13 protein-coding genes are annotated in these 15,617 nt (G+C 65.2%); 4 read left to right on the top strand and 9 right to left on the bottom strand.

Going from position 1 to position 15,617, the window contains the following annotated elements; genetic code table 11:
• Positions 1 to 8 precede the first annotated feature (8 nt).
• From BLR77_RS04560 to BLR77_RS04570, 3 genes are all read left to right on the top strand, one after another.
• Positions 9 to 665, top strand: coding sequence for a CoA transferase subunit B (locus BLR77_RS04560; RefSeq protein ID WP_074675669.1), 657 nt, complete (start codon positions 9 to 11; stop codon positions 663 to 665).
• 148 nt (positions 666 to 813) lie between these two features.
• A complete protein-coding gene (locus tag BLR77_RS04565; protein ID WP_074675670.1) occupies positions 814 to 1,992 on the top strand; it encodes an acetyl-CoA C-acetyltransferase in 1,179 nt (392 codons plus the stop codon).
• A gap of 249 nt (positions 1,993 to 2,241) precedes the next feature.
• On the top strand, positions 2,242 to 3,585 hold the full coding sequence (locus tag BLR77_RS04570) for a short-chain fatty acid transporter (RefSeq protein WP_074675671.1): 1,344 nt from the start codon (positions 2,242 to 2,244) through the stop codon (positions 3,583 to 3,585).
• A gap of 225 nt (positions 3,586 to 3,810) precedes the next feature.
• Here BLR77_RS04570 and BLR77_RS04575 read toward each other — a convergent pair whose 3' ends face one another.
• The 3 genes from BLR77_RS04575 to BLR77_RS04585 all read right to left on the bottom strand — a co-directional run bounded on the left by BLR77_RS04575 (position 3,811) and on the right by BLR77_RS04585 (position 9,776).
• Positions 3,811 to 6,417, bottom strand: a complete 2,607-nt coding sequence (locus BLR77_RS04575; RefSeq protein WP_074675672.1) for a LuxR C-terminal-related transcriptional regulator — start codon at positions 6,415 to 6,417, stop codon at positions 3,811 to 3,813.
• Between the two features lie 168 nt (positions 6,418 to 6,585).
• Positions 6,586 to 7,953, bottom strand: coding sequence for a DUF1329 domain-containing protein (locus BLR77_RS04580; RefSeq protein WP_074675673.1), 1,368 nt, complete (start codon positions 7,951 to 7,953; stop codon positions 6,586 to 6,588).
• 26 nt (positions 7,954 to 7,979) lie between these two features.
• On the bottom strand, positions 7,980 to 9,776 hold the full coding sequence (locus BLR77_RS04585) for a DUF1302 domain-containing protein (protein WP_074675674.1): 1,797 nt from the start codon (positions 9,774 to 9,776) through the stop codon (positions 7,980 to 7,982).
• A gap of 290 nt (positions 9,777 to 10,066) precedes the next feature.
• Between BLR77_RS04585 and BLR77_RS04590 the strand changes: the two genes are divergently transcribed.
• On the top strand, positions 10,067 to 10,351 hold the full coding sequence (locus BLR77_RS04590) for a hypothetical protein (RefSeq protein WP_074675675.1): 285 nt from the start codon (positions 10,067 to 10,069) through the stop codon (positions 10,349 to 10,351).
• 6 nt (positions 10,352 to 10,357) lie between these two features.
• Here BLR77_RS04590 and BLR77_RS04595 read toward each other — a convergent pair whose 3' ends face one another.
• The 6 genes from BLR77_RS04595 to BLR77_RS04620 all read right to left on the bottom strand — a co-directional run bounded on the left by BLR77_RS04595 (position 10,358) and on the right by BLR77_RS04620 (position 15,491).
• A complete protein-coding gene (locus BLR77_RS04595; protein WP_238380535.1) occupies positions 10,358 to 11,512 on the bottom strand; it encodes a phospholipase D-like domain-containing protein in 1,155 nt (384 codons plus the stop codon).
• 2 nt (positions 11,513 to 11,514) lie between these two features.
• Positions 11,515 to 12,087 (bottom strand): YceI family protein, encoded by a 573-nt coding sequence (locus tag BLR77_RS04600; RefSeq protein ID WP_074675677.1) that lies wholly within the window; start codon positions 12,085 to 12,087, stop codon positions 11,515 to 11,517.
• A 144-nt stretch (positions 12,088 to 12,231) separates the two neighbouring features.
• Positions 12,232 to 12,558 carry an amidase gene (locus tag BLR77_RS04605; RefSeq protein ID WP_074675678.1) on the bottom strand — a complete coding sequence of 109 codons (327 nt, stop codon included), beginning with the start codon at positions 12,556 to 12,558 and terminating at the stop codon, positions 12,232 to 12,234.
• Positions 12,555 to 13,673 (bottom strand): serine hydrolase domain-containing protein, encoded by a 1,119-nt coding sequence (locus BLR77_RS04610; protein ID WP_074675679.1) that lies wholly within the window; start codon positions 13,671 to 13,673, stop codon positions 12,555 to 12,557. The genes BLR77_RS04605 and BLR77_RS04610 overlap by 4 nt, the downstream gene beginning before the upstream one ends.
• Positions 13,674 to 13,748: 75 nt before the next feature.
• Complete coding sequence (locus BLR77_RS04615; protein WP_074675680.1) at positions 13,749 to 14,534, bottom strand: oxygen-binding di-iron domain-containing protein; 786 nt, start codon at positions 14,532 to 14,534, stop codon at positions 13,749 to 13,751.
• 66 nt (positions 14,535 to 14,600) lie between these two features.
• The gene (locus tag BLR77_RS04620) at positions 14,601 to 15,491 is read right to left on the bottom strand and encodes an acyl-CoA dehydrogenase family protein (protein WP_074675681.1); all 891 of its coding nucleotides are present in this window, start codon (positions 15,489 to 15,491) and stop codon (positions 14,601 to 14,603) included.
• Positions 15,492 to 15,617: the final 126 nt, after the last annotated feature.

The raw sequence follows: 15,617 nt of genomic DNA on the forward strand, positions 1-15,617 counted from the left end.
ACAAGAGCATGGCACTGACCCGTGAACAAATGGCCCAGCGCGTGGCCCGCGAGCTGCAGGACGGCTTCTACGTCAACCTCGGCATCGGCATCCCCACCCTGGTGGCCAACTACGTGCCCGAGGGCATGCAGGTGATGCTGCAGTCGGAGAACGGCCTGCTCGGCATGGGCGCCTTCCCCACCGAGGAGGAGGTGGACGCCGACATGATCAACGCCGGCAAGCAGACCGTCACCGCGATCAAGGGCGCGGCGATCTTCGATTCGTCGCAATCCTTTGCCATGATCCGTGGCGGCCATGTCGACCTGACCGTGCTCGGCGCCTTCGAGGTGGACGTGCGCGGCAACATTGCCTCATGGATGATCCCCGGCAAGCTGGTCAAGGGCATGGGCGGCGCCATGGACCTGGTGGCCGGTGCCGACAACATCATCGTCACCATGACCCATGCCTCCAAGGACGGCGAATCCAAGCTGCTGGAGCATTGCAGCCTGCCGCTGACCGGCTGCGGTTGCATTCGCAAGGTGCTGACCGACCTGGCTTACCTGGAGATCGAGGACAACGCCTTCATCCTGCGCGAGCGCGCGCCGGGCGTGAGCATCGAGGAAATCGTCGCCAAGACCGCCGGCAAGCTGATCGTCCCCGAACACGTACCGGAAATGAGCTTCTAAGTTGTCTACCGTTCTGTAGGCGCCACCACGCACGGCGCCTACGGAACGTTTTTCTGCATTGTGGGAGGGGCTTTAGCCGCGACGAGAAAGGCTCGCCGCTAAAGCGCCTCCCACAATACGCGGCCCATCAGCCGAGAGGAGTTATCCCATGCAAGACGTCGTCATCGTTGCCGCCACCCGCACCGCCATCGGCAGCTTCCAGGGCAGCCTGGCCGATATTCCCGCGCCCGAGCTCGGCGCCATCGTCATCAAGCGCCTGCTGGAGCAGACCGGCCTCGACGCCGCCCAGGTCGATGAAGTGATCCTCGGCCAGGTGCTTACCGCAGGCAGCGGCCAGAACCCCGCGCGCCAGGCCGCCATTCGTGCCGGCCTGCCGCATGCCGTACCGGCCATGACCCTGAACAAGGTCTGCGGCTCGGGCCTCAAAGCGCTGCACCTGGCCACCCAGGCCATTCGCTGCGGCGACGCCGAGGTGGTGATCGCCGGCGGCATGGAGAACATGAGCCAGGCGCCCTATGTGCTGCCCAAGGCGCGCACCGGCCTGCGCATGGGCCACGCACAGATGCTCGACAGTATGATCGTCGACGGCCTGTGGGATGCCTTCAACGACTACCACATGGGCATCACCGCCGAGAACCTGGTGGACAAGTACGGCATCAGCCGCGAAGCCCAGGACGCCTTTGCCGCCGCCTCGCAGCAGAAGGCCGTGGCCGCCATCGAAGCCGGCCGTTTCGATGCCGAAATCACCCCGGTACTGATTCCACAGCGCAAGGGCGACCCCGTCGCCTTCGCCCGTGACGAGCAGCCGCGCGCCGGCACCACCGCCGAATCCCTGGCCAAGCTCAAGCCGGCGTTCAAAAAGGACGGCAGCGTCACCGCCGGCAACGCCTCCAGCCTCAACGACGGTGCTGCTGCCGTGCTGCTGATGAGCGCGGCCAAGGCGCAGGAGTTGGGCCTGCCCGTGCTGGCGAGGATCAAAGGCTATGCCAACGCCGGCGTCGACCCGGCGATCATGGGCATCGCCCCGGTTTCCGCCACCCGCCGCTGCCTGGACAAGGCCGGCTGGAGCCTGGCCGATCTGGACCTGATCGAAGCCAACGAAGCCTTTGCTGCTCAAGCATTGTCGGTCGGCCAGGAACTGGGCTGGGACGCTGACAAGGTCAACGTCAATGGCGGCGCCATCGCCCTTGGCCATCCCATCGGTGCCTCGGGCTGCCGCGTGTTGGTCAGCCTGCTGCACGAAATGATCCGCCGCGACGCCAGGAAAGGCCTGGCCACGCTGTGCATCGGTGGTGGCCAGGGTGTGGCGCTGGCCATCGAGCGCTGATGCGTAGGGTGGATCGCGCTTTATCGGTCCACCGCCTTGGTGGATGTAAAAAGCGACATCCACCCTACAACACCGTAGCCCGGATGCAATCCGGGGAAACCTGACATGGACCTCCCGGATTGCATCCGGGCTACACCAACCAGCTCGGCCTCGGCCGAGCTTTGTCATATCCACTGCAACGCCCAGGCGTAGCCAACTCTGAATGCCTGGTTAAAGTCCTTACACAACCATAAGAAAGAGGCGTCCCCCATGTTCAACACCCTCACTCGCATGAGCGTGAGCCTGGTACAGAAGTACCTGCCCTCACCCTTCGTCTTCTCCACCTTGCTCACCCTGGGCGTGCTGCTCGCCGGTATCTTCTCTACCGGGCAGTCGTTGCCGGCCATGGTGCAGCACTGGAGCGGCGGCTTCTGGACGCTGCTCGGCTTCGCCATGCAGATGTCGCTGATCTTCGTCACCGGCCACGCCCTGGCCAGCGCGCCGATCATCAACCGTCAGCTCGACCACCTGGCAGGTCTGGCACGCACACCCGGCCAGGCGATCATCATGGTCACCCTGGTGGCCTTGCTCGGCTGCTGGGTCAACTGGGGCTTCGGCCTGGTGATCGGCGCGGTGTTTGCCCGCGCCCTCGCGCGCAAGGTCGCGGGTGTCGACTACCCGCTGCTGGTAGCTTCGGCCTACTCGCGCTTCCTGGTCTGGCACGGCGGCCTGGCCGGCTCGGTGCCGCTCTCTCTGGCCACCGGCGGCCCGGACCTGGCGCGCATCACTGCAGGCGTGCTGACCGACCCGGTAAGCATCAGCGAAACCCTGTTCAGTACCCTGAACCTGACCATCGTCGCGTTGCTGGTGATCGGCCTGCCGTTGCTCAACCGCGCCATGCACCCGCGTCAAAACGCAAAGGTCGCCGACCCCGCCAAGCTGGTGGAATCGCACGCCGAACTGCCGGCCCGTGAAACCCCGGCACAGCGCCTGGACGACAGCCGCATCCTCGGTCTCGCTCTGGTAGTCATGGCCGGTATCTACCTGTTCAACCACTTCGCCACCAAGGGCTTCGTGCTTGGCCTGGATGTGGTCATCGCCATATTCCTGTTCAGCGGCCTGCTGATGCACGGCACCCCGGAGCGCTACATGCGCGCGGTGGACGAGAGCGTGCGCGGCATCGGTGGCATCGTCCTGCTGTTCCCCTTCTACGCCGGGATCATGGGCATGATGATGGGTGCCAACGCCGACGGCATTTCCCTCGGCCGGCAGATCACCGAGTCGTTCATTTCCTGGTCCTCGGCCGACACCTTCCCGCTGCTGGCCTTCCTCAGCGCTGGCGTGGTCAACGTGTTCGTGCCGTCCGGTGGTGGCCAGTGGGCCGTGCAGGGGCCGATCATGCTGCCGGCGGCTCAGGCGCTCGGCGTATCGCCCACCGTCACCGCCATGGCGATTGCCTGGGGCGACGCCTGGACCAACATGATCCAGCCGTTCTGGGCGCTGCCGCTGCTGGGCATCGTCGGCCTGGGCGCACGCGACATCATGGGCTACTGCCTGATCATGCTGCTGTACTCGGGCGTGGTGATCTGCGGCGCGTTCTACTTCCTCGGCTGAGCGAGCAGCGAAGCCATGTCGCAGGGCTGGGCGGTGATCCGTTTCAGCTAATGCCACCAACTTAGGTGGGCTAAAGCCCACCCTACGGGCTGGGGTTAGTTTCAGTCTGTAGGGTGGGCCGGGCGGCGATCCGCCTCGTGTAGGGTGGGCTTCAGCCCACCAGCGGCGGCCCATAGAGCTCGCCCCCTGAAAGAGCGGGGACCGGTCCATCTGGACATCGCCGGCTCAATCCCCCATCAGGCCATATGCTTTCGCCATCGCCACCGCCTGGGTGCGTCGCTGCACACCGAGCTTGACGTTGATCCGCCGCGCATGGGTCTTCACCGTATGCAGGGAAATGAACAGGCGATCGGCGATCTCCTGATTGGAACAACCCTGAGCAATCAACTGCAGCACCGCCAGCTCCCGCGAGCTGAGCAGCGCGGTGCCGGCGCTGGCCGGTTCATCCAACCGCGGTGCCGGCTCGAACAGGCGCTGGTACAGGTTCTGCCCGGCCTCCCCCGGCAGCAGCCGCTCCAGCCATTGCGGCTGACGCTGCTGCAGCTCCAGCAGCGGACGCAGCAGGCGCAGCTGGCGCGCTTCGCCAAGGGCCTGCTGCAGCAGCACCTCGGCCTGCTCGGCACGGCCCTGCAGCAACAGGCTTTCGGCCAACGCCACGTGGCACTCGCAGGTCAGGCTGCGATGCCCGGCCATCAGGCATTCGTCCAGCAGCAGACGCAGGGCGTGCTCGGCAGCGCCATGATGGCCAAGCAACAGGTCGCTCACGGCCAGGTAACGGCGCAGGTGCGGTAGCAGGTCATAGAAGCCCGAGGGCGCCAGTTGCTGGCGTTGCTGCAACTGCTGCAGGGTCTGGGCGAACACTTCGCGGGCACGACCGTACTGTTCCTGCCGCAGCAACAGGCGCCCGGCCTGCAGCTGCAGCACGCCGCGATAGCGCACTTCCGGCACGTGCGAGCACTGCATGGCGCGCTCGGCCTTCTGCATCCACTGGTAGGCCTCGTCGAGATCGCCGCGCGCCTCGGCCAGCTCCACCAACCCCAGATAGCCGGAGATGGTGTAGGCGTCCTCGCAGAGTTCGGCCTCCTGCAACCCCTGGCGATAGGCCAGTTGCGCCAACTCATCCAGCCCCTGGCGCGCCAACAGGCTGGCACGCAACAGCAGCAGGCGACCGACCACCGGGCTGTGACTAACTCGGCCGCGCAGCAACGCCAGCGATTGCTCGGCCAGCTCCGCAGCGCGCCCGGCTTCGCCCTGCATTTCCAGCAGCAGGCAGCGGTCGGTATTGAGCAGGGCCTCGTAGATCAGGCTGCCGTGCAGCCGCGACAGACGCAGCCCTTCATCCAGCGCCTGCTGCGCCTGATCCAGGGCGTTCTCCGCCAGGTACTGCTGGGCCAGGGCCTGGTAGCAGAGGATGCGCTGCGACCAGCCGCTGTCGTCCAGCGCCTGCAGCGCCTCCAGGCAGTGCTGACGTGCGTCGCGACGGCCGCACTGGCGTGCCAGCACACCGCTGAGCGCCTGCCAGTGGCCGAGCAGCTTGCGCTGACGTCGGGCATCGGGCTGAGGCAGAAAATGCGTCAGCGCCTCGGTGCAGGCCTGCGCCTCGTCGAAGCGAGCACAGATGATCAGCGCCCAGGCCTGCAGCACGATCAGCCGTGGCGAACTGGCAAACAGCCAGGCCGGCAGCTCCTCGCGCCATTGCAGGAACTGCGCGACCGAATGCCCCTGCAGCAGTTGCTCCTGACTGAAACGCTGCAGGTAGTTGACGGCCACCTCCACCTGCCCCGCCTGCAGGGCGTGCTCGACCGCCTCACGAATATCGCCGTGGCGGGCGAACCATTGGCAGGCACGCACGTGTATCGGCGCCGGCATCGGTCCACTGGGCAGGCTGCGCAATACGTTGGCCAGCGGCCGCCAGAGACGGAACCAGGTACCACTGCTGTCGAGACTGTGCACGAACAGTTGGCGCCGCTGCAGCTCGCTCAGCAACTCGGCGCCGCGGCCTTCCAACAGGTGCTCACAGAGCGACAGGGCAAACCGTGGCAGCAGAGCCAGCGCATGCAGATCGCTGCGCAGCTCGTCATCCAGATCGGCCAGCACCTCGCGCTGCACGTAGTCACGCAACAGCGGGCAGCCGGCCTGCAGGCGCTGGCGCAGCGCCTCCTCGTCGGCGTCGAGCAGCAACAGGCGAATCGCCGCCAGCCAGCCCTCGCTGCTGTGCAGCAGCGCCTGCCGAACGTCATCGGCCAGATTCACCTGCAGCGCCGTCAGCAGCTCGACCAGCCCTTCTTCGTCCAGCGCCAGCTCTTCTCCCTTGAGTTCCTGCAGATCGCCCTGCAGCAGCAGGCGCGGCAGATTCCAGGCCGGCGTGCGACGGCTACTGACCCACCAGGTAACCTGCGCCGGTGCCGCTGCGAACAGACGGTCGAGGCAGGCATCGAGCTCGTCGTCAGCTTGCCGCGGATAGTCATCGATGAAGATCCACAGACGTCCCGCGCGCTCATGCAACCGCTCGATCAGTCCCGCTTCGTTGGCATCATCGTTCGGCAGTTGCAGGGCGGCGGCCAGTCGCCTGCATAGCTGCACCGGCGTAAGGCTGCGTCCACCAAGGTCGAGCCATGCTCGCTCGACGGCGGCCGGCGTGTGGCGTGCGCACTGGCCCAGCAGCACACTCTTGCCGGTACCGGCAGGCGCGCACAGCAGGCGCAGTCGCGACTCGCTGGCGAGCAGACGCTGCAGCAGGGCAGGACGGGAAACCACACAGGGCGGCAGCCGCGGTAGGTCGGCAGGTTGCGCCTGCAACGCACTCGGACGGGCAATAGCAAGGGTCGGCATGGCAGCGGTTCTCTCTGCTTGTCATTGTTGAACCACCCCGCGATGGTACCCCCCTCAACGCGCACGACCACCCCTTGACGCTTATGGCGCGAGATTCACGTGAGAGAGGCGCACAAAAAAGCCGGCGGCGCACAGGGCGACACCGGCTTGCTTCGGCTTGCTTAGCGGTCAGCGCACGCCGGCGTTACGCAGGGCTGCCGGGGTGAAGTCCTTGGCCGAGGCCTGGGTGCCGTACTGCACGGCAGTCTTTTCCTCGTTGGCCATGCCGATAGCGATATAGCGCCCGGCGATCACGTCATACAGCGCTTCGAGCGCGTATACCGGCACCTTCTTCTCGTACTGCTGGAACAGCAGCGCCTCACCGACACGCCACATCTGACCACGACCGTCGTAATGCTCGGACAGGGCGATCTGCCAGGAATCCTCGTCGACGTAGAAGCGTCGCTTGGCGTAGATGTTGCGCTCGCCGCTCTTGAGCGTGGCCTCGACCTCCCAGACACGGTGCAACTCGTAACGGGCCAGATCCTGGTTGATATGGCCAGCCTTGAGAATGTCGCTGTACTTCACTTGAGGCGAGGCCAGCCGGAAGTTGTTGTACGGGATTAACGCTTCGCGCTTGCCAACCAGCTTCCAGTCGTAACGATCCGGAGCACCGCTGAACATGTCGAAGTTGTCAGTGGTACGCAGGCCATCGGCCGCAGTACCCGGACCGTCGTATGCCACCTGCGGGGCACGCCGCACGCGACGCTGGCCGGCGTTGTAGATCCACGCCATGCGCGGTTCGCGAACCTGGTCCAGCGAATCGTGCACCAGCAGCACGTTGCCCGCCAGGCGCGGCGGCGCGGTGACCCGCTGCTTGAACAGCAGCAGGGTGTTTTCCGCCTTGGCCGGGTCCATATCGGGAGTGTTATCCGGGAAGGCGACCTCATCCTCGAAGTTGACCAGCGTGTAGGATCCATTGGCCTGTGGCGATGCCTGGACGATATTGCGGCGCAGGTTGCCGCCGCGATAGCGGGTAATGTGGTTCCACACCACTTCCAGGCCGCTCTGCGGAATCGGGAACGCGTAGTAACGGCTCTGACTGAAGTTGGTCAAACCGTTGCCGCCTTCCACCAGCCCGGTGTTCAGCGCGCTGGTCTTGGCCGCCGCATAGATGTTGTCCGGCACCGCGGCGCTGCGGTGGGTTGGGTATACCGCCATGCGGTAGCTTTCCGGATAGCGCTGGAACATCGCCAGTTGCCCCGCAGTGAGGCGGTCGCGGTACTGCTCCAGATTCTGCGCGGTAATGGTGAACAGCGGCTGCTCGCCTGCGAAGGGGTCGCTGAGAAAACCACGTGCATCGACCTGCCCGGCATTGGGCGCCAGGCCGCCGGTCCAGGCCGGGATGGTGCCCGCGGCGTTGCCTTCCATCTGCGCGCCCAGGGGGGTCAGACTGGTGCCCAGCTTGGCCGCTTCCTCGGCGCTCACCGCTGCCAGCACGCTGCTGGCCAGCAGGCTCAGAGAAAGCGCGCCAAGCATCTTAAGGGTTGTATTCATCTGCATTCCTCAACTGATCCTATGGCCTAGAAGCTCACGCCGAAGCTGAGCGCCAGGAAGTCACGGTCGACCGCGACGTTGTAATCACCGCCGAAGAAGTCGGTGTACGACAGGCTGGCGGTGTAGGTATTGCGGTAGTCGGCGTCGATGCCGAAGCTCAGGGCCTTGGCGCCTTCGTTGAACAGACCATTGGGGCCGTAGCCGTCGACGTCGTGCGACCAGGAAATGTTCGGCTTGAGATTCACCCCGGCGAACACGTTGCTGTACTCCCAGATGCCGCGCACCCGGTAACCCCAGGAAGTGCTGGTGACGAAGCCGTGGGTGTCGCCGCGGAAGCCGTAGGCGCCGAACAGTGAATCGCGGCCATAACGCAGGTCCTCACGACTCTCCAGCCCGCCGACGTGGGCCATGCCGATTTCACCCACCAGGGTGAAGCGCCCGGCGCCCATCACCTGATCGAAGAAATGGGTGAAGCTGGTCTGTACCTGGGTGACTTCCTTGCGCCGGTAACCGACGTTGTCCTGGCCTGGGCCGGCCACGACAGGAGCAGCAGCTCCATTCGTAACTGGGTTGAGCAGGCTGAGGGTCATGTCGGTGGTGTTGATCTGCAGCGGCAGATTGGGCCGGTAGCTGATCTCACCGCTCCAGGCAGTGCCGGTGGGTAGGCTGGTGGAGAAGCTCAGGCCGTAGAGACGAATGTCCTCCGGGTATTCCAGGTAGTAGCGGCCATTGCCGAGCATCACGCTCTGCGCCAGGCCGGCGCCGCTGCCCGGCAAGACTGCATCGGCCGCGTCACTGATATCTTGCAGCACCGCCAGGGTCGCCAGGCCGGCGTTCTGCGTGCTGACGATGGGCGTGCGGCTGTGGTAGTTCATGAAGTAGGCGCCGTATTCGGTCTCGTCACCGAGCCAGCGCAGGGCCAGACCCCACTGGCCGCTGTCGCGCGCATCGCGGTCACCGGCCCGCGGCAGGATCACCCCTTCGCTGTCGACGCGGAAGCCCTGACCAGCGGCCGCCGCTATTGGCTGCAATGGCGCGATGGCCGGCGAGCCGATGTGATAGCCGCTGTCGCAGCCATCGGCGGCCACGTCGGCGGTGGAGAAGAAGGTGCCGCAGTTGTCGAGAATGGTCTGGTCCCACTCCAGCTGGTAGAAGGCCTCCATGCTCAGGCGGTCGGTGAGGCTCTGCGACACATAGAGCATGTTCACCGGGATCAGGCCTTCCTTGATTTCCGCACCGGGACGGCGGAAGGCGGCGGCGTCGATCGGGTTGATGGCGTTGATGCTGTTGCCGATGAAGGTGCTCTCACCCCAACTCACCACCTGCTTGCCGACCCGCACCGTGCCAGGCAGATCGCCAAGGGCGTAGTTGTGGTAGAGGAAGGCATCGAGAATTTCTGCTCCCGAAGACTTGGCGCCTTCCTTGCGGTTGTGGTCGCTGATGTCCTTGAACAGACGGCTCTCATCCTTGAGCTCGAAGTCGTACCAGTACTTGCCACGCACGAACACGCCGGTGTCGCCGTACTTCAGTTCAAGGTCGTGGATACCCTTGAAGATCTTCGAGAAGGTCTCGCCCTTCTTGAAATTCAAGCGTCCATCATCGCCGGTCTGCGCCTGGCCCTGGCCGCCGTTGTTGGGGCCGATCAGATCGCGATCCGGACTGCGCATCGACCAGCTGGCGCCGACCGACAGCGAGCTGTCGAACTGCCCTTCGATCTCACCGATGTTGAAATTGGCGGCCTGCGCCGGTGCGACGAAACCGACGGCGACGGCCAAAGCCAAGGTGTGCGGCTGGAATAGTCCGGGCCCTGTTGTTGTTGTCATGCGGGTCTCCTGAGTTGGGGTGCAGCTGTCGAGCCCGCCAGCCTCGTTCGCGCGCAATGCGGAACAAGGCAGCAGGCCAACTGCACCCTACGCAGCGACCGATAGCCGGATAAGCGCACCAAGGAGGGATTTCATCTGTCGCCCGAAAGGATGAATGGCGCCCTGGCGCGGACCGCAGGCCGCGACACTCAGCGTGCTGAATGACGGGGTATCAGGGAGCGGGGGAACTTTCCTGCACGCCATGGCCCAGGCATGCTGTGCACCCGAGAACCACAGGAGCGACAACGATCATGGAGATACTGCTGAAACTCATCGCCACACTGGGCGTTGGCATGGGTACGATCTTCGCCCTGCTACCCGGCTCGTTCGGTCTGCACAATTTTCGCAGCGAACATGGCAATACCTGGCGCAGCCATCTGGCTGTTTTCACCTGGTGGTCGCTGATGCTGACCCATCCATTTGCGCTATACCGGTTGTGGCTTGGCGAGGAATATCACTTCCAGTGGTTGTTACTACCGGTGGCCTTGCATCTGCTGTTCTTCAGCCTGTTCGGGCGCAACCTCAGCACCCGCTGACGCTGCCTAGCGCCAGCGATCGAGCAGATTCACCGCCAGCCGATCCAGCCAGCCCCACAGGCGCTGTTGCGCGCGGCGCCACCAGGGTCGCTGGTGCCAGTCGTCGAGGGTGATCTCGCGGCTGGCGCCGAAGTCCTCGATGAAGCTGGCCGTCACTGCCCGGGTGAAATCGGGGTCGAGGGCCTCGACGTTGGCGTCGAGGTTGAAGCGCAGGTTCCAGTGGTCGAAGTTGCACGAGCCGACGCTGACCCAGTCGTCCACCAGCACCATCTTCAAATGCAAAAAACGCGGCTGGTATTCGAAGATGCGCACGCCGGCCCTGAGCAATTTGGGGTAGTAGCGCTGCCCGGCAAAACGCACCGGAGGGTGATCGGTGTTGCGCCCGGCCAGCAGCAGGCGCACCTCCACACCCCGCGCGGCGGCGCGGCGCAAGGCACGGCGGATTTTCCAGGTCGGCAGGAAGTAAGGCGTGGCTAACCAGACGCGCTGCTTGGCCCCTCGCAGCGCACGCAGCAGCGAGAGCAGAATGTCGCGATGCTGCGCTGCATCGGCGTAGGCCACACGCCCGAGACCAATGCCGGCTGGCGGGCATTCGGGCAGGCTCAGCGGCACCGGTTGATGACTCGGGCGCCAGGAAAATCGTGCACGCCAAAGCTGCTCGAATAACTGCTGCCAGTCGCCCACCAGTGGCCCTTCGATTTCCACCATGGCTTCGTGCCAGGGGCTACGGGCTTCATCCGGCAGCCAGAACTCGTCGGTGGAGCCGGTACCGCCGACGTAGGCCAGGCACTGATCCACCAGCAGCAGTTTGCGGTGATCGCGGTGAAAGTTGCGCATGCCACGCCGCCAGCGCACCGGGTTGTACCAGCGCAACTGTACACCTGCGGCCTGCATGCGCTCACGCAGCGCGGCACCCAGCCTCGCCGCGCCATAGGCATCGAACAGACCGCGCACCGCCAGCCCGCGCTCGGCCGCCTGACACAGGGCATCGACCAGGCGCTCGCTGCAGCGGCCGTCCTCGATCAGGTAAAGCTCGATCTCCACCTGCTGGCGGGCGCCGTCGATGGCCGCCAGCATGCGCGGGAAAAACACCGAACCGTCGAGCAGCAATTCGAAGCGATTGCCGCCTCGCCAGGGAAAGATGCGACCGCGCTTATGCACGCTCAACGCGCCGTGAAGATCAGCACAGCGCCTACCGGTACCGACAGGCTGATGGCCGGCAGATCGGCAACTTTGCGCAGCGCTTCGATGCCGCCAGCCAGGGCGAAATCTTCGGCGTGCAGCACCAGTGGCGCCAGGGTCACCACCTGGAAGCGGCGATCATCGAGACGGGTGACCAGCAGCTCGCTATCCAGCTCGCGGCTGCGCTCGTTGAGAGTCAGTTGCAGGGGCAGGCGCAGCTCCAGTTGTGCGCCGGGCGCCAGGTCGGTGAGTTGCGGCAGGTTGACCTGGGCACTGATGCGCGCCTCGGGCAGACGCGAGGTGTCGAACAGCATGGCGCGCAGGCGCTCGTCACGCAGCGGAATGCCGGTGCTCAGCGAGTCCAGGTCCACACGCAGACGCGCGCGCCCATCAGCCGCGATCTGCCCGTGCAGGGTGAGAAAGCGATGCACCTCCGACTGACTGCCGGAATGGGTGGAGATGAACGACAGCCGCGAGGACTCGTTGTCCAGGTACCAGTCGGCGTGAACGGGCAAGGCAGCGGCAAGCAGCAGGGCGAGAAGCGAACGGCGCATGAGGACTCGAAAAACGGCATGACCAGGCGGCAACGATAGTCGCCATGGCCAACGTTGCAAAGCCCGGCGCCTCCTCCACTCGTAGCCCGGATGCAATCCGGGAGTGCTTTACCACCATGCCCCGGATTTCATCCGGGCTACGGCTTAGTCGTTCGGCAACAGCTGGCAGCCCTGCCGCTCGCCCAGCCAGACCGCGCTGTGGGTGCGGCCCAGGCCGCTGGCGGTCACACGCCTGGTGCTGTCGTCATCGAGCAGACTGCTGATCGGTACGTACTGTTTCACATAGCCTTCGCAGTAGGCCGCCGGGTTGCCGCTGACGTAACGGCAGGAGCAGTATTCCTTGGCCGTGTAGGCGCCGATGATGTCGGGGAATGCCTGCAGATGCGCGCGATTGGCCCAGGCCCAGGCCCAGGCCAGCAGCAGAATCAGCAGCAACGCCAGCACACTGATAATCGGATGACGACGAATCATGGCTGCACCTCCACGGCGAAGGCCGCACGCACGCGCTTGAGCAGTTCGTTGTGCTGGAAGCTGCCGTCGCGGTCATCGGCGTAACGCACCACCAGCAGGTTTTCTTGTGGCATCACGTACAGCCCCTGCCCCCAATGCCCGAGCGCAGCGATGGTATCGGCCGGGGCATCCGGCCAGGGCCGCGTGCTGCCTGGCAGTTCAGCGTTTAGCCACCAATGCCCACCCGGCACGGCATCGCCCGATTTGGCCAATTGCGGCTGATAACCGGCGAAAGGCGTGGAGACGAAATCGACCCAGGCGGCCGGCAGCAGCTGACGCTCACCCCAGCGGCCGCCGCGCTGCATCAGCAGGCCGACACGGGCCAGGTCGCGCGCGGTCATGTAGGCATAGGAGGACGCGACGAAGGTACCGCTGGCATCACGTTCCCAGGTCGCGCTGGTGATGCCCAGCGGCTCGAACAGCGCGGTCCAGGGATAGTCGGCATAGGCCGGCTCGCCGACCATGCCGCGCAACGCAGCCGCCAGCACATTGCTGTCGCCACTGGAATAACGAAAGCGCGTGCCGGGTGCGGCATCGGCCACATGCGCAGCGGTGAACGCGGCCATGTCGGCGCGACCGCGGGTGTAGAGCATGGCCACCACCGAAGATTTCAGCGGCGCGTATTCGTAGTCCTCTTCCCAGGCCAGGCCCGAGGCCCAGTTGAGCAGGTGGCCGAGCTTGATCTGCGGATGCTCGGCCATCGCCGGGTAATATTGCGCGGCTGGCGCGTCGAGCTTGAAGCGCCCCTCGCCGTATGCCACACCGAGGGTGGTGGCGAGCAGGCTCTTGGCCATCGACCAGGTCAGATGCGCAGTCTGCGCCGTGGTAGGCGTTGCATAGCGCTCGTAGACGATCTGCCCGTCGCGAATCACCAGCAGCGCATCGGTGCGCACGCCCATGCGTTCGACGTCATCGCGCTCGGCAAAGGCATACTGTTCGAGCTCGGCCAGCGCGGCGCTCTCGACACGGGGTTGACTCTGCCAATCGGGTTGCGGCCAGTTCTGCGCCTGGGCGGCGCCGGCCAGCAGACTGAAACCGAGCGCCAGGCTCAGTCGACGAACGAAGGAAGTGGGCATGGGCGGCCTCGATCAGAAATCGTGGCGCACCCTAGCACGGCGACCATGACGGCTTGAAGAGACGAAACCGCCATCTCATTTGGGCAGTTGGTAATCCTCCGGCCCCATCAGGTCGAGGCCGCATTCCAGGTTCTCGATCCAGTAGAGGAAGGCGCTGATCATTTCCGGGCCGACGAAGGGCCGGCCGTGCTGCGGCACGATCATCGCCACATCCATTTCGCGCACCATCGCCGCCCACAGGCGGCAGGCCTTGTTACCGGCCATGTAGCGGCGGTGGAAGCCTTCCATGTTCGGTACATGGTTGACGAAGTCGCGCACCGGCGAGGCGTCGTCGACCATCGAAGCGCCCATGTCACCGGAGAAGAGGATCTTGCTCACCGGGTCATAGACCTGGAAGTTGCCCACCGAATGCAGAAAGTGCGCCGGCACGGCCTTGAGCGTGCATTTGCCCAGCGGGATGCTTTGGCCGCGATCCGGCAACGCGATGATGCGATCGAAGGTGTTGATGCCACGGCTCAGCACCAGGTAGTTGGCGGTCAGGTGCGGCAGGAAACGCGCCCACAGCTTGGAGCAGATCACCCGCGCACGGGTGTGCAGCAGCCACTTGTCCAGCGAGGCGATGATGTCCGGGTCCTGGTGCGAGGCGAAGATATAGGTCAGGTCCTGCACCGGGATGTGCTTGGACAGCTCCAGCGACAGCGGCGTGTAAGTCAGGTCACCGCCCGGATCGAGCAGCAGATACTGCTCGTTGTCGGTGATCAGGAACTGGTTGGATTGCACGCCTTCGCCGCTGACCAGGTCATCGAACATCAGGCATTGGTGGCTGCCGTTATCGAACAGCACGATGGGCTCGCGGCGCATGGAAACCTCTTGGATGATTCGCGAGGCAACCTTATGCGCACGACCGCCAGCCGGTACTGATATGGATCAACGGCCGGCGACAATCCGCCGCGCTTTGTCCAGGCGCTTGCTGCGCGCCGCCTCGGCGATGCGCAGCAAGCCCTTGTCACGCTGCCACAGCTCGGCCCATTGCGCAGGACCGCCGGCAAAGGCCAGCTCCAGCTCGCCAGCCAACGCCTGCTGCTCGGCGAACAACCCGGCCAGCAGCAGATGAGTAGTGGGCGCGTCGGGCGCCTGCCGCGCCACCTCGGCACAACCGGCCAGCAGCGCCTGCAGGCGCAACAGCAGCGTTTCAGGCCAGGCACAATCGCGCCCCACGCCAAATTGCCAGGCGGCAACAGCAGTGAGCACGTGCACGTCTTCCAGGGTGCGGAAGGGCTTGACGTAGTCGTCCCAGCCGTCGCCGGCCAGACGCTCGCCGTGGGCCTGTTCCAGGTGCAGTCGCGCATGGCCGATATCCGGCATCAGCGGCAGCGCCGGTAGTGGTTCGATACGTACGCCCGGCGCGCCCTGGCGCACCACGCCGAGGGCCAGGCGCGGCGCTTCACCCTGCCCCTCCTCGCGGGCGGCCACCAGCAGCCAGTCGGCGCATTCAGCAGCGGTGACGAAATCCTTGCGGCCGGTGATCTGCAGGCCATCGATGCGTGTGTTCATGTCCGCCGGCCGAGTGCTGCGGTTCTCCGTCACGCACAGGGCGCCTGCCGTCCAGGGCGCCGCCGGCCACAGCACGCGCAACGCCGCCTGATAGCCGGCGAGAAACGCCAACCCCGGCGTGGCCGCCTGCAGGCCGCCCACCAGCGCCAGCTCGAAGGGTTGCGGGGTGCCGCCCAGACGCTCCAGCAAGCGGGCGTACCAGTCTTCCAGGCTCACCTCGGCAGTCAGGCGCTCGCTGGGCTGAAACAGACTCGACCAGGGCATTGCAGGCCTCCTCGCAGCCGCAGCCGGACACCTCTAAAAACTACCTGCGTTGCCATTTCTGCGTTAAAAACAGGCTCAAAATGCTCATTTACAGCTCGTAAACTCCGCTTTTTCGCCTGTTTTTGC

The sequence above is a fragment of the Ectopseudomonas alcaliphila genome, from assembly GCF_900101755.1.
GTDB classification, from domain to species: Bacteria; Pseudomonadota; Gammaproteobacteria; order Pseudomonadales; family Pseudomonadaceae; genus Aquipseudomonas; species Aquipseudomonas alcaliphila.

Excerpts from the sequence above, each read along its gene's own strand:
- BLR77_RS04610 (WP_074675679.1), bottom strand. The coding sequence starts at position 13,673 with ATGCCCACTTCCTTCGTTCGTCGACTGAGCCTGGCGCTCGGTTTCAGT.
- BLR77_RS04620 (WP_074675681.1), bottom strand. The coding sequence starts at position 15,491 with ATGCCCTGGTCGAGTCTGTTTCAGCCCAGCGAGCGCCTGACTGCCGAG.
- BLR77_RS04600 (WP_074675677.1), bottom strand. The coding sequence starts at position 12,087 with ATGCGCCGTTCGCTTCTCGCCCTGCTGCTTGCCGCTGCCTTGCCCGTT.
- BLR77_RS04580 (WP_074675673.1), bottom strand. The coding sequence starts at position 7,953 with ATGAATACAACCCTTAAGATGCTTGGCGCGCTTTCTCTGAGCCTGCTG.
- BLR77_RS04615 (WP_074675680.1), bottom strand. The coding sequence starts at position 14,534 with ATGCGCCGCGAGCCCATCGTGCTGTTCGATAACGGCAGCCACCAATGC.
- BLR77_RS04585 (WP_074675674.1), bottom strand. The coding sequence starts at position 9,776 with ATGACAACAACAACAGGGCCCGGACTATTCCAGCCGCACACCTTGGCT.
- BLR77_RS04570 (WP_074675671.1), top strand. The coding sequence starts at position 2,242 with ATGTTCAACACCCTCACTCGCATGAGCGTGAGCCTGGTACAGAAGTAC.
- BLR77_RS04575 (WP_074675672.1), bottom strand. The coding sequence starts at position 6,417 with ATGCCGACCCTTGCTATTGCCCGTCCGAGTGCGTTGCAGGCGCAACCT.
- BLR77_RS04590 (WP_074675675.1), top strand. The coding sequence starts at position 10,067 with ATGGAGATACTGCTGAAACTCATCGCCACACTGGGCGTTGGCATGGGT.
- BLR77_RS04565 (WP_074675670.1), top strand. The coding sequence starts at position 814 with ATGCAAGACGTCGTCATCGTTGCCGCCACCCGCACCGCCATCGGCAGC.
- BLR77_RS04560 (WP_074675669.1), top strand. The coding sequence starts at position 9 with ATGGCACTGACCCGTGAACAAATGGCCCAGCGCGTGGCCCGCGAGCTG.
- BLR77_RS04605 (WP_074675678.1), bottom strand. The coding sequence starts at position 12,558 with ATGATTCGTCGTCATCCGATTATCAGTGTGCTGGCGTTGCTGCTGATT.